Source organism: Pseudomonas entomophila, from assembly GCF_023277925.1.
In the GTDB taxonomy this organism is placed as follows: domain Bacteria; phylum Pseudomonadota; class Gammaproteobacteria; order Pseudomonadales; family Pseudomonadaceae; genus Aquipseudomonas; species Aquipseudomonas entomophila_D.
Genome location: NZ_CP063832.1, coordinates 1,160,116 through 1,173,700, shown reverse-complemented (window position 1 = coordinate 1,173,700; position 13,585 = coordinate 1,160,116). Strand labels below are relative to the sequence as shown.

Below are 13,585 nucleotides of genomic sequence, written 5' to 3'. Positions count from 1 at the left end.
GCGACCGGCCTGGAGGTGCCGGCCTTGCCGGCGAACAGACGCCCCCCCCGGGGTTCGAACCTCGTCGTCTACACTTTGCCCCTACCCATGGAACGGCAATCTACGAGGCCCCGATGAAGAAGATCCCCACCCTGCTGGCCGGCCTGCTGCTCGCCCTGGGCCTGGCCACCACCGACTCCGCTGCCACCGCCGAACAGCCTGCACCGATCCACTTCGGTGACATCACTTGGGAAAGCGGCGCACTGACCACCGAGATCCTGCGTTTTATCGTCGAAAAGGGTTACGGCTACCCCACCGACACCTTCCCTGGCAGCACCGTCAGCATGGAGGTGGCCCTGGCCCGCAACGACCTGCAGGTGATCGCCGAGGAATGGGCCGGCCGCAGCCCGGCCTGGGTCAAGGCCGAACAGGCCGGCCAGGTGTTCGCCCTGGGCGACACGGTGAAGAACGCCGAGGAAGGCTGGTGGGTGCCGGCCTATGTGATCAAGGGCGACGCCGCGCGCAACCTCAAGGCACTGGCGCCCGACCTGCGCAGCGTCGCGGATCTGAAGCGTTACCCGGAGGTATTCAAGGACCCCGAAGTACCCGACAAGGGCCGCTTCCTCAACAGCCCCAGCGGCTGGACTTCCGAGACCGTCAACAGCCAGAAACTCAAGGCCTATGGTCTTGACGGCCTGTACAACAATTTCCGCAGCGGCTCCGGCGCCGCCCTTGATGCCGAAATCGCAGCGCAGATCCGCCTTGGCAAGCCGGTGCTGTTCTACTACTGGAGCCCGACCCCACTGATGGGCCGATTTGATCTGGTGCGCCTGGAAGAGCCGCCATTCGACGCCGCCGCCTGGGCCACCCTCACCGATGCCGCCAATCCCAACCCGAAGGGCAGCCGCTCGTTGCCGGCCAAGCTCTCGATTGGCGTGTCGAAGGCGTTCCACGACACCCATCCTGAACTGGTCGCCTTGTTCGAGCAGGTCGATTTGCCCATCGACCTGCTGAACAAGGCACTGGCAAGGATGAGCGAGTCACGCCAGCCGCCCCGCGAGGCGGCGGTCAACTTCCTGCACGATCACCCTGAAGTGTGGAAGGCCTGGCTGCCGGCCGACAGTGCCGCCAAGGTCGAGGCCGCCCTGTGAGCGGTGGCTTTCCCGAAGCCCTGCAATTCTCCTTCGCCCCCTGGGTCAACCGCCTGGTCGACTGGCTGGTGCTGCACTACGGCGATTACCTGCGTGGTGTCTCCGAGCAACTGCTGCAACTGCTGGTCGGCCTGGAAAACCTCCTGCGCCTGCTGCCCTGGTGGCTGTTGCTGTTGCTGGTGGGGCTGCTGGCCTGGCACGCCAGCCGCAGCCTGGCGCGGGCCGTGGCGCTGACGCTGCTGCTGGCCCTGATCGGCGTGCTGGGGCTGTGGGACAAGCTGTTGCAGACCCTCGCCCTGGTGCTGGTCAGCACCAGCCTGTGCGTGCTGGTCGGCGTGCCCCTGGGCATCCTGCTGGCTACCCGGCCGCTGGCCCGGCGCCTGCTGCTGCCGGTGCTGGACGTGATGCAGACCCTGCCGGCCTTCGTCTACCTGATCCCGGTGCTGATGCTGTTTGGCCTGGGCAAGGTGCCGGCGGTGTTCGCCACCCTGATCTACGCCCTGCCGCCATTGGTGCGCCTGACCGAGCTGGGCCTGGCGCAGATCGACCCCTCGTTGCTGAAGGCCGCCCATGGCCTGGGTGCCAGTCGCTGGCAACGACTATGGCGCATCGCCCTGCCCCTGGCCCTGCCGAGCATCATGGCCGGGCTCAACCAGTCGGTGATGATGGCCCTGTCGATGGTGGTGGTGGCCTCGATGATCGGCGCCCGGGGGTTGGGCGAGAATGTGCTGGCCGGTATTCAGACGCTCAATGTCGGCCAGGGCATGGAGGCCGGGCTGGCCATCGTCGCGCTGGCCATGGTGATCGACCGGATCAGCCAGGCCTATGGCCGCCCGAAGCGCTGAGGCCACGAACGGGCTTGCCAGCGACGGGGGCGAACCGGACAATCGCCCACGACCAGCGCAGCCCGGAGCCTCCCCCGCGTGTCCCTCAAAGCCCTGCGTACCCTGGTGACCATCGCCCGCCATGGCACCTTCGCCCGCGCCGCCGACCTGCTGAGCCTGACACCCTCGGCGGTGAGCCTGCACATCAAGGCCCTCGAGGATGAACTGCAGGTCGCCCTGTTCGACCGCAGCCGCCGGCAAGTCGTGCTGACCGAAGCCGGGCAACTGGCCGTGGCCCGCGCCGAAACCATCCTGGCCGCCTATGAGGAACTCGCCGACACCCTGGCCAGCGGCCCGGGCCTGCGCGGGCGCCTGCGCATCGGTGCGATTCACACGGTGCTGGCCCGGCGCCTGCCCAAGGCGCTGGTGTGGATCAAGGCCCACCACCCGCACCTGCACATCAGCGTGGTGTCGGGCATGTCGGCGGAACTGGCGCGGCGTGTGGAGGACGGCGAGCTGGATGCCGCGATCACCACCGAGCCGGTCAGCCCCTACCCCCAGTGCCTGAGTTACACCCCACTGTTCGAGGATCGCTTCTGGGCAATCGCCAGCCCGGAATTAGCGGGACAGAGCGTCACGCAGCTGCTGGCCGGGCAACCCTTCCTGCGCTTCGACAAACGCGCCTGGGCCGGCCGGCAGATCGAGCAAGAACTGCGCCGCCAGCATTTGCAGGTCAGCGAACAGATGGAGCTGGACAGCCAGGAAGCGTTGGCACGCATGGCGGCAATGGGTCTCGGGGTGGCGATCATCCCGATGGCCGACGAGGACCTGGAGCGCCTGCCCGCCGCCACCGTACTGCCCTTCGGCGAGCCGCAACTGACCCGGCGGATGGTGTTGCTGGAGCATGAGAAGAGCCAGCGCCGGCACCTGGCCGCGGTGCTGAAGACAGCGCTGGAGGATGTAGGAGCGGCTTCAGCCGCGATGCAGGCAACGCAGTGCCTGGGTGATCGCGGCTAAAGCCGCTCCTACAGGATTGCGGTCAGCACTCGACGAAGGCGACCGCCAGGCCGCCGCGCGAGGTTTCCTTGTAGTTGGCATGCATGTCGGCACCGGTGTCGCGCATGGTGCGGATCACCCGGTCGAGGGAAATGAAGTGCTCGCCATCGCCGCGCAGGGCCATCTGCACGGCGTTGATCGCCTTCACCGCGGCAATGGCGTTGCGCTCGATGCAAGGGATCTGGACCAACCCGCCCACCGGGTCGCAGGTCAACCCCAGGTTATGCTCCAGGGCGATCTCGGCGGCGTTCTCCAATTGTGGCGCAGTGGCCCCCAGCACTTCGGCCAGGCCCGCCGCCGCCATGGAGCAAGCTGAACCGACCTCGCCCTGGCAACCGACCTCGGCCCCGGAAATCGACGCGTTCTTCTTGCACAGGATGCCCACCGAGGCCGCCGCCAGGAGGAACGCCACCACATCGTCGTCGCAGGCGCCGGGGTTGAACTTCATGTAGTAGTGCAGCACTGCCGGGATGATCCCCGCCGCGCCATTGGTGGGCGCGGTGACCATGCGCCCGCCGGCGGCGTTTTCTTCGTTGACCGCCAGGGCGAACAGGTTGACCCACTCCATGGCGCTCAGGGTCGAGCCGATCACATTCGGCTTGCCCAGCTCCTGCAAGCTGCGATGCAGGCGCGCAGCGCGGCGTTTGACATTGAGCCCACCGGGCAGGATGCCTTCGTTGCGCAGGCCGTTGTCGACGCACTCGCGCATCGCGGCCCAGATCTTCAACAGCCCCTGGCGCACTTCATGCTCGGGGCGCCAGGCACATTCGTTGGCCATCATCAGCTGGCTGACGCTCAGGTTGTGGGCCTTGCACAGGGCCAGCAACTCGGCGCCGCTGGAAAACTCATAAGGCAACTCCACCTGGCCAACGTTCACCTCAGGGGCGTCGATCTCGCTTTGCTCGACAATGAAGCCACCGCCGACGGAGAAGTAGGTCTGGCTGAACAGGCTGGCCTGCCCCGCGAAGCACTCGAGGGTCATGGCGTTGGGGTGATAAGCCAGGTCTTCGTCGAGCAGGCGCATGTCACGGGCATACTGGAACTCGACCGGGTGGCTGCCGTCGAGCATCAGGTTCTGCTCCTTCATGACCTGGTCGATGCGCGACGTGATGCTGTGCGGGTCGATGCGGTCCGGCCACTGGCCCATCAGCCCCAGCAGGCAAGCCCGGTCGGTCGCGTGGCCGACACCGGTGGCTGAGAGCGAGCCGTACAGGCGCACCTCGACCCGCGTCACGCGGGTCAGCCAGCCACGCTCGCGCAGGGCCTGGGCGAAGGTCGCCGCCGCGCGCATGGGGCCGACGGTGTGAGAGCTGGAGGGGCCGATGCCAATCTTGAAGAGGTCGAAAACACTGATAGCCATGCTAATGCCTGGCCGTGATCACAATGAACGATGCATCACGGCTGTCTAGAAAAATTGAGCGGTATTGCGAATTTGCGCGATACTGCCGTGCTCCGGTCGCCATGACCAACGAAACTTCCTACACAAGCCTTTAGCAGTACTAAACGATGAAAGGACCCCTCAATGGCCAGGTATTCGTCTGGCTGCACGTGTTCTCCTGCGCGGCGCGACACCTGTCGTTCACCCGCTGCGCCGAAGAGCTGCACATCACCCCCGGCGCGGTCAGCCAGCAGATGCGCTTGCTCGAGGAGCGCCTGGGCTTTCGCCTGTTCCTGCGCCGCGCCCGTGGTGTCGAGCTGACCGCCGAGGGCCAGCGCCTGGCGCAAACCGTGGCCGAGGCCTACGGCGGCATCGAGGCAGAGTTGCTGCGCCTGGATGCCGGCGAAATCCGCGGCACGTTGCGCCTGCGTTCGATCCCCTCGTTCCTGGCCAAGTGGCTGACCCCGCGCCTGCCACGCTTCCAGCAACGCTACCCGGATATCGCGCTGCGCCTGGTGGCCGAGGACAGCAACCAGGCCCTGCACCCGGAAGATTTCGACCTGGCCATCGACCTCAACGACGGCAGCTACCCGGGCATGCTCTCCACCCCCTTGCTGGACGAGCAGATATTCCCGGTGTGCTCACCGGCCCTGCTGCGCGGCCGCCCGCCCCTGCATGGGCCAGCGGACCTGGTGCACTATCCGCTGTTGCACGACATCACTGCCTGGCGCGGCAGTTCGGAATACGCCGAGTGGGAGTTCTACCTGGAGGGGATTGGCGCACAGGGGCTGGATGTGCGCCGGGGGCATACCTTCAACCGCAACCACCTGACCATCGAGGCCGCGATCGCCGGGGTTGGCGTGGCCATCGCACGGCGCACGCTGCTCAACGACGAACTGGAGCGCGGCGCGCTGATCGTGCCGTTCGGGGTGCCAATCGCCAACCACAAGCGCTATGTGCTGCTGTACCAGCCGGGTGGGTTGAACCAGCCGGGGGCGCGGGCAGTGCATGATTGGCTGGTCGAGGAAGCGCAGGGGTTCCGGGCCCTGCACCCGCTGTCCGAGGTCATGGCGCCGTGTTGATTGGCGCCAGCTTCACGGTGTTCGATTGGATAGTTGTGATGCCCATGGGATCGAGCGCCGTGCGGGCGGCGCATCGCGGATGAATCCGCCCCTGCACGCCTATCGCCCAGCACCGACGCGCGATCAAAAGCCCACCGTTCAATAAGCCTGCTTGCCGGTAAAGGCATTGAGTGTGCGCACCAGGATCACGAAATCGAGCCACAGCGACCAGTTGTTGATGTACTCGATGTCCGAATCCACGCGCTGGATCATCTGCGCGATATCCTTGGTTTCACCTCGATAACCGCGCACCTGGGCCAGGCCGGTCATGCCGGGCTTGATGTTGTGGCGGGCGAAGTAATCGACGATGTCCTGGGAATACAGGGTGTCGTGCTGCAGTGCATGGGGACGCGGCCCCACCAGGGACATCTCGCCGGTCAGCACGTTGAACAGCTGCGGTAGTTCGTCCAGGCTGGTGCGGCGGATGAACGCCCCGATCCGAGTCAGCCTCGGGTCGTTCTTCTGCGCCTGCTTGACCACGCCGTCCTGCGGCTGGTGCACGTGCATGCTCCTGAACTTCCAGATGCGGAACGACTCCCCGGTCCAGCCCGTGCGTTCCTGCCTGAAGAATACCGGCCCCGGGCTGTCGAACTTGATGATCGCGGCCAGCGTCAGCAGCACCGGCGAGGCACAGAGCAGGATCATCGCCGCCAGCACCCGGTCCTCGAGGTTCTTCAGGAACAGGCTCATCCCGGTCAGCGGGGTTTCCGACAGGGTCAGCACGGGAATGCCAGCGATCTCGCGCACGCTGTGGTTGATCAGGCGCAGGGAAAAGATATCCGGCACCCAGTTCACGGCAATGCACTTGTCGAGCAGCTTCATGTACACGTCGTTGATCACATCGGAGCCGCCCAGCGGCGTGACCAGGTACACCGTCCTGATCGCGTGCTGGGCGACGATCCCGTCGAGTTCGCTGATATGCCCCAGCACCGGCAGGCACGACTTGCCCTGCGAAGCCTCGTCGTGGTTGACCTCGTCGACCAGCACGCAGCCGACGACCCGTTCACCCAGCCAAGGGTTGTTGCTGATCTTGAGATAGAGGAAATCGGCCAGGTCGCCGACACCGATGATCAGCACGTTCTCCGGCCGGGAGGCATGCGCCATGTAGCGCTTCTGCACCTCGCGCACGGCGATGTGCAGGAACAACTGCACCGCATAGCCGATGACGAACAGCTGCCCCACCAGCATCCGCGAGTACTGCTCGCTCTGCTTGGTGAGGAACGCCATCACCGCGAGAAAGCAGAACGTCGCCGACCACGCCTTGAACAGCCTGAATGCCTTGCGCGTCAGCCCGACGTTGCTGCGGTAGATGCCGTAGTGATCGTAGATGACCGCCAATGCACCAATCAGCAACAGCAGCATGATCACGTAGTCGGACGTGATGAAACCGAACTGATCGTAGATCAGGTACCAGGCCACGCCGGTCACGGCGATGCCATCCAGGCCGGCCTGGATGGCGTTGCTCACACTGCTTCTGCGCTGGAGCAAGGAGCGACTGCTGCGGGGTTCGAACACCATGGTCAGGCCTCATCGAAATGTGAGTGAGCAAATGCCTGTCTTTCACGCTGAGCGATCAGCCAGCGACCTGTGCAATGCGCAGCGAGGGTGTGCGATGACATGTGCCGCAAGCATGCGGCGGCGGGATGTTCCCATGATGTTCATAACCCCTTCGACGCGCCTTCAGGTACCCATCCCCCCACAGGACTGATACGACGGCGTGCGCGATTGCATGTTGACGGTTCACGGGTGCAGGACTGATATCACTGTAGCAGCGCCAAGCCATCAGTGTGGTGCAGCACATCCGACATCATCCACAACCCGGTAAGAGCGGCTTTAGCCGCGATGCAGACAACGCCTGGTATCCGCATCGCGGGTGATCGCGGCTGAAGCCGCTCCTACAGAGGTCCTTCATGCGCCCTTTGCAACGGCTTTGCGCAGCAACACGGTACGCAGCAAAAACAACGGGTTGCCCACCACATAGCGCATGAACAGGCGCCTGGGCTCCCTCGCCAGGCGGAACACCCACTCCCCGCCCAGCTTTCGCAGCCATTGCGGCGCCCGCTCTACCTTGCCACCGAGAAAATCCAGAATCGCCCCGCCGCACACCACCACGCACCGTGGCCCATTGGCGGCCAACGCGGCGGCCAGCGCCTCCTGCTTGGGCATGCCCATCCCCAGCACGATCAGCTCTGGCTGGTGTTCACGGGCGAGCCGCTGGTAGTCGTCAAGATCAGTAAAACCATCCTGGACCGATACCGGCAGAACGCCGAAGCATTCCACACTGCGGCTCACCGCCTGCCCGAGGTAGGGCTCACGCGTGCCCCAGAAGGCCACCCGCCGCCCCTTATAAGCTGCCAGGAGCTTGGGGATGAAGTCGGTGCCATTCATGTTCAGACCGGGTGCCAGGCCCAGCTGGCGAAGCAGGATCGCCATGCCGGAGCCGTCGCGCAGCACCACGTCGGCCATCGTCAGCGCCTGGCCGAACTCGGCGTTGCGCGCCGCCAGGTTCATGGCATGGGCATTGACGAACGCCAGCACGGTTGTCTTGTCGGGCCTGGACAGCCGCTCGATCAGCTGTTGTTCGGCCGCCGGGTCGCCGACCACATGCAACTTTTCCACGAGCCGCTTCCAGCGGCAGCGCCACGCATGTCCATCCATCAGCCGTCATCCCGTTTCGAACGCACCCAATCGACCTGGCGCCTGACCAGGAAACCCAGGTACAGGGGAATTTTCCTCAACGCATAGAACGGCGCGTACATCAGCGTCGAAAACGCGATCAGCTCACGGGCGAATCGCCCCCAGGCCAGCAGCACCGCCACGCCCAGCAATACCAGGGCACCACTGCAGATCAGCGCGGGCAGCAACAGGCCAGACAACGCGAAGACCAGCCAGGTGAGGCAGCAACAGGCGATCAATACCAGCACCAGCAGCGCCAGCGGCGGCACCAGCAGGTCCAGGGCCAATGCCAGCAAACCAACATTGCGCTGCCCCAGCGCGCCGGCCAGCAATCCAGGAGCTTCGCCGAACAGCACGCCCAGGTGACCGTGCTCCCAGCGCTTGCGCTGGTTGGCCAGGCCTTCGTCACTGCCGGGGAACTGGCTGTCGACCTCGGCCGCCTGGCAGAACAGCGGCGGCTTGCCAGCGCGACACAGGTCCAGGCCCAGCTTCAGGTCCTCGACGAGGTGCCCGCTGGCGAGATCGATCGCGGCCAGATCCCGCCAGGTGAAGGCCATGCCCGAGCCCATCAGCTGGCAGGGCAGCCCCAACCGCGCCCAGCCACGCGGGCGCACCAGGTTCTTCACCCGCCAGGCGAACGCGGCGATCTGCACCTTGAGCCCCGCGCCGGCCGGCGCACGCATCCGGTAGAGGGCCTGCACCGGTCGTGCGCTGGCCAGGCAGCAGCGAGCCAACCGGTCGATGGCGCCGTGGCCCACCTGGCAATCGGCGTCGATGACGATCACCACCCCAGGCGGATCCTGCGCCAGGTGACGGACACCGAAGTCCAGCGCGTAGCCCTTGCCACGCCGCTGCGCGTCCTGGCGCTCCACCACCTGCGCGCCGGCGGCGCGCGCCAGTTGCGCGGTATCGTCGGTGCAGTTGTCGGCCACCACCAACAGCCGATCGCCCGCCTGCAATTGCGGCTGGATACTCGCCAGGGTCGAGCGGATGATCGTCGACTCGTCGTGGGCCGGTACCAACACGGCCACCGGCCCGCGTGCCCCGGTCGTCGTCGGCAGCGTGCGTGCAGGCAAACAGGCCAGCAGCACCTGGGCGAGCAGCACCAGCACGGGCACGAGCAGTGCCAGCGTGACCACCACCAGCAACCACGCCAACAAGGTCATCATGCCGGCGCCCTGAAATGGCCGGCCAACCTGGCCGCCTCGGTGTCGATATCGTGGCGTTGCAGCACGCGCTGGTAGGCTGCCTCGCCCATGCGCCGCAGCACCGCCTCGGGTTGCGCCAGGCAGTCCGCCATGGCCACGGCCAGCTCCTGCACGGCGCCGGCGGGAAACAACCAGCCGTTGTCACCTTGGCATACCAGCTCGGGGATGCCCGCCACATAGGTGGTCAGCACCGGGCGGCGCAAGGCCATGGCCTCCATGATCACCACCGGCAGGCCCTCGGCGAAACTCGGCAGCACCAGGGCACGGGCCGCGAGGATCTCTTCGCGAACCTGGGCGCTGCTGATCCAGCCGGTGATACGCACCTTGCCCTGCAGCCCGTAGCGAAGAATCAGCGCTTCGATCTCGGCGCGCATCTCACCGTCGCCCGCCAGTACCAGCTCGAACGCTACCGCCTGGCCCGCCAGGATCCGGGCGGCTTCGAGCAATAGCAACTGGCCTTTCTGCTCACACAACCGCCCCACGCAAACCAGGCGTGGGGCCACAGGCACGGCAACGGCGTCGACCTCGTGGAAACTGCGCTCCAGGCCACAGTGCACCACTTTCACCTTGGCCCAGTGCTCATGGGCCACCCAACGATACAGCTGGCTGCGCCCGTAGGAGCTGACCGCCGCGACGAAGGCCGCGCGCCTGACCTTTTCCCCCATGTGCAGGAACTGCGGCTTGTCGAACTCTTCCGGGCCATGCACGGTAAAGCTGTAGCCCGGGCCACCAAGGGCGTTGGCCAGCATCACCACCTCGGCCGAATTGGTGCCGAAATGCGCGTGCACATGCTCGGCGCCAGCGGCCTGCAGCCACTGCACCAGGCGGCACGCCTCGGCCAGGTACACCAGATGGTAGGGCCAGGGCCGGTCGGCCCGGCGCCCCGTGCGCAAGGCCAGGCGCAGCGCTGCAAGAAAGCGCCGGGGTTGCGCCCGCAGCAATTGCCATGTCGGTGCCAGCAACCCGCGCAGGCCGTCTTGCAGGATGTAACGGGTCCTGTCCCGCTCCAGCAGGTCTTCTTCGTCCTGCAGTTCAGCGTCCCAGCCGCGCAACGCGATGCGCTGGATCTCGAAGCCCTGGCGCTCCAGCGCCAGGATTTCCCGGCGAATGAAACTGTGGCTGACCTTGGGGTACTGGTTGATGAAGTAAGCGATGCGCATAAGCCCCCGAAACGATCCCTGCGTCCTGGAATGACAGGCCTTTTCTACTTCAGGCTGTCGATGGCCGACGATGGCTGGCCGGCCGGTTCACTCACATGGACGACATCCTGGTAGATACCCTGGAGCTCCAGGGCCTGGTCGCTGCACAAGGTGATGCCGTCCTTGAAACGGTTGCGATGCTGCACATAGCGCTGCGGGTGGTCGAGGATGTCGTCGAGCACCTCGCGCAGGTAGCGTTCATCCGAACTCAAGGGAATGATGGTGCCGTTCACGCCATCGACGATATCCTCCACCGTGCCCCCCGCGTCGGTGCTGACCACCCAGACATCCCGCACCAGCGCCTCGCGTACCGCCAGGCCGAAGGTCTCTTTCCACTGGGTCGGGAACAGCAGCACATCGATGCCGGAAAAGAACGCATCGATATCCGCCTGGGTGTAGCCGGGAATGATGCTGACAGTGCCCGGAATCTTCACGCTGTGCCGGTTGAACGAGCGAAAACCCAGGTGCAGCAGGTTGTCGACCACCTTCAATTCATAGTCGGACCGTGCCAGCGAGGCAAATGCCCGGGTGATCAGGTTGATCCCCTTGATCGAGGAATTGCCGCCGACAAAACCGAAGCGCAACGTCTGCCCCGGATGTTTCAGGTAGTCGGCCGCTGGCGCGAGGATGCCATTGCGGTTGATGCGGATCTTCCCGGCATCGAAACCATTGGCAATGTACAGGTTCCTGGCGAACGTGCTCGGCGCCAACAGCAGGGTGGCCGTTTTCAGCGTATCGGCGAGCATGCGTTGGCGGTAGACGTTCAGGGGCGGGTCGTCGACGCAGCGCGCACATACCTCGCCCTGGATGGTGGTCTGCCCGCAGTACTGTCCGTGATTGTCGATCATGAACTGGCGGCCGCAGATCCACCAGGCGTCATGCAGGGTCACCACGAACGGCACGCCGGCCTTGCGGCAACTGGCGGCCAGCAGTGCGCCCAGCCCCTGGATGGAATGCAGGTGGACGATATCCGGCGCCACGGTGGCAAGCACCTGCTCGAACACCGCGACGGTCCCGGGGTTCTCGAAGTCCTCGTGGGCCGAGCGCATCTCGGGCAACCCCACACCGATGACCGGGGCCCCGTGCGCCTCATACCTGAGCAGCCCGTAAGGCGCGACCTCGGACACCGGCAACGAGGTGAAAATGAACGACTGCCAGGCGGACATTTCGCCCATCAGCCGCACCATCTGTTCGGCGACGACGGTGGCGCCGCCGAAACTGCGGGGGGCGAAGAAGATATTGGCGGCCAGCACGCGCCTGCCAGGCACGGCCGCAGGTATCGGGAACAGGCGCCTGACTTGCTCCGTTTCCCGGTCGCGGGTACCTGCCTCGACCACTGTGACCTGGCGGGCACCCGCCTCTTTCATGGCCAACGCAAGCGCCGCTGTCGAGGCCAGCGCGTGGTCACAGGACAGCAGCGCTTGCCGGTGCAGCGCCACGGCCGCCATGAGCCGATCGACGGCCTCCGCGCTCAGGCCGGCCATGTCATGCGCCCGTCGATAGGCCTGCGCGTCGAAAATCAGTTCGTCACTGTCCCAGCAGGACATCACCTCGAGCCGCCGTGCTTCATCGAGCAGCAGCAGCACCTGCGGGCTGGCGGGCACTCGATGGAGGATCACCGCACCACAGGTCTGCAGGGCATTCAGGCAATGCACGTGGTTGCGCCAGTCGAGCACCCGGCACCGGTAACCAAGCCCTTCGAGCAGTTGCCGGATCTGCCCGGGCCGCGACTTTGCGAGCGCCACCGGTTCGACTTCGACCAGCAGCAGCACCTCTCGGGGAAACAGTTCACGCGCCGCTACCCGCGGCGTGCCCAGCGCCAGGTTGTTGCGCTTGACGTCCGGCGGTTTCCACAACACGGCCGGGCCTTGCTTGAGCAGCTCGCGCCAGGCTTTTCTCAGGGTGGGAATCAGCCCTGCCTTGCGCAGGTAGGCGATCAATCGCTGGTCAGGCCGTGGCACGGTGCGAAACTGCCGGGCCAGTGCCGCCAACCTCACCCTGAGCGGCCCCGGCTGCGGCGCGGCCGCCTCCTCCTGCGCGGCCAGGGCCTGCCCCAGGCGCTGCCGGTGCGGGTCCATCCGGTTCACCGAAAGCGCTGCCTCCACATGCACGAAGATGTCGTCCAGCAAGGCCTGGCGCCGGCGATACATCGCCCGTTTCTTCGGCGGGATATCGTCGGGCGAACGTTGCGCCGCGGCCAGCGGGATGCTGAAGAAGTCCACGCGCGCCGAGGGTGTCGCGCCATGCTCTTCCCAGATGACGTCGTAGTTGGCCGCCAGGTCCTGGGCCTTCTCGGCACCGAAATAAGCATGACGATGATGCCGGTGGGCGTCGCCGACGGCGTAGATGTGCGTGGCGCCCAGGGCTCTGGCGATGCACTTGACGACCTCGATCAGCAGGCTTCGCGGCCGCAGCCCCTCGAAGTCCTTGGTCAGGTCGCGGTAGATGTTCAGCGAGGTTTCGCTGTCGATGCCCTTGTGGATGCCCTGCACCGCGCCGATGAACAGGTTCAACACGCTGTCCGTGCGGCGCAGGGTGAACGCCAGCGAGGCCACGCGCAGGTCGCCCTGGAACAGGTTCAGCACCAGCTCCCCTTCGCGCTTGAACCAGATCGCCCGGTCCAGCAGCAACGAGCAGGCCGGGGAATAGCGGGACAGGTCGCACAGCGCCAGCCGCTCATCGCGCCCCAGCAGCACCAGCGCGGGGAAGTGCCGAGTGACCACTTCATAGTGCGAGGCCAGGGCGTCGAAGCGCTCCTGGGCGTTCCAGTCCTTGCTGATGTAGGGCCATTGCACGACACCGACGCAGTCAAGGCCGAGCCTGGCGAAACGCTCGGCCCCCAGGGCGCCGGACATGCGCTGCAGGAACGCGCGCAAGGCCGGCCACTCCCTGACCATCAGCACCAGCAACTTGAGTTTGTTCTTCAGCGCCCGCAGCGCAAACCCAGGTTGCACGGTGAGCACACTCTTCACGATCGCTCTGACGTACATAGG

The 13,585-nt window shown here is 65.7% G+C and carries 10 protein-coding genes and 1 pseudogene; 4 read left to right on the top strand and 7 right to left on the bottom strand.

What is annotated here, in order from left to right; genetic code table 11:
- Positions 1-113: 113 nt before the first annotated feature.
- From IM733_RS05320 to IM733_RS05310, 3 genes are all read left to right on the top strand, one after another.
- Positions 114-1,130 carry an ABC transporter substrate-binding protein gene (locus IM733_RS05320; RefSeq protein ID WP_248919872.1) on the top strand — a complete coding sequence of 339 codons (1,017 nt, stop codon included), beginning with the start codon at positions 114-116 and terminating at the stop codon, positions 1,128-1,130.
- On the top strand, positions 1,127-1,975 hold the full coding sequence (locus IM733_RS05315; protein WP_248919871.1) for an ABC transporter permease: 849 nt from the start codon (positions 1,127-1,129) through the stop codon (positions 1,973-1,975). Before IM733_RS05320 ends, IM733_RS05315 begins: the two co-directional genes overlap by 4 nt.
- Before the next feature lie 78 nt (positions 1,976-2,053).
- The gene (locus IM733_RS05310; protein ID WP_248919870.1) at positions 2,054-2,971 is read left to right on the top strand and encodes a LysR family transcriptional regulator; all 918 of its coding nucleotides are present in this window, start codon (positions 2,054-2,056) and stop codon (positions 2,969-2,971) included.
- A 22-nt stretch (positions 2,972-2,993) separates the two neighbouring features.
- On the opposite strand, the gene IM733_RS05305 is transcribed toward IM733_RS05310, so the two are convergent.
- Positions 2,994-4,370, bottom strand: coding sequence for an L-serine ammonia-lyase (locus IM733_RS05305; RefSeq protein WP_248919869.1), 1,377 nt, complete (start codon positions 4,368-4,370; stop codon positions 2,994-2,996).
- 146 nt (positions 4,371-4,516) lie between these two features.
- Here IM733_RS05305 and IM733_RS05300 point away from each other — a divergent pair, with 146 nt between their 5' ends.
- A complete protein-coding gene (locus tag IM733_RS05300; RefSeq protein ID WP_248919868.1) occupies positions 4,517-5,470 on the top strand; it encodes a LysR substrate-binding domain-containing protein in 954 nt (317 codons plus the stop codon).
- Positions 5,471-5,608: 138 nt separating this feature from the next.
- On the opposite strand, the gene IM733_RS05295 is transcribed toward IM733_RS05300, so the two are convergent.
- From IM733_RS05295 to IM733_RS05270, 6 genes and pseudogenes are all read right to left on the bottom strand, one after another.
- A complete protein-coding gene (locus IM733_RS05295) occupies positions 5,609-7,027 on the bottom strand; it encodes an undecaprenyl-phosphate glucose phosphotransferase (protein WP_248919867.1) in 1,419 nt (472 codons plus the stop codon).
- Positions 7,028-7,417: 390 nt separating this feature from the next.
- On the bottom strand, positions 7,418-8,167 hold the full coding sequence (locus IM733_RS05290) for a WecB/TagA/CpsF family glycosyltransferase (protein WP_248919866.1): 750 nt from the start codon (positions 8,165-8,167) through the stop codon (positions 7,418-7,420).
- A complete protein-coding gene (locus IM733_RS05285; protein ID WP_248919865.1) occupies positions 8,167-9,354 on the bottom strand; it encodes a glycosyltransferase family 2 protein in 1,188 nt (395 codons plus the stop codon). Before IM733_RS05285 ends, IM733_RS05290 begins: the two co-directional genes overlap by 1 nt.
- Complete coding sequence (locus IM733_RS05280) at positions 9,351-10,553, bottom strand: glycosyltransferase (protein WP_248919864.1); 1,203 nt, start codon at positions 10,551-10,553, stop codon at positions 9,351-9,353. Before IM733_RS05280 ends, IM733_RS05285 begins: the two co-directional genes overlap by 4 nt.
- Positions 10,554-10,597: 44 nt before the next feature.
- Positions 10,598-11,959: a glycosyltransferase family 4 protein gene (locus tag IM733_RS05275; protein WP_283107533.1), complete on the bottom strand. Its 1,362-nt coding sequence runs from the start codon at positions 11,957-11,959 to the stop codon at positions 10,598-10,600.
- Positions 11,960-12,601: 642 nt separating this feature from the next.
- A pseudogene (locus tag IM733_RS05270) lies at positions 12,602-13,582 on the bottom strand (DUF535 family protein); the annotation flags it as partial.
- Positions 13,583-13,585 lie beyond the last annotated feature (3 nt).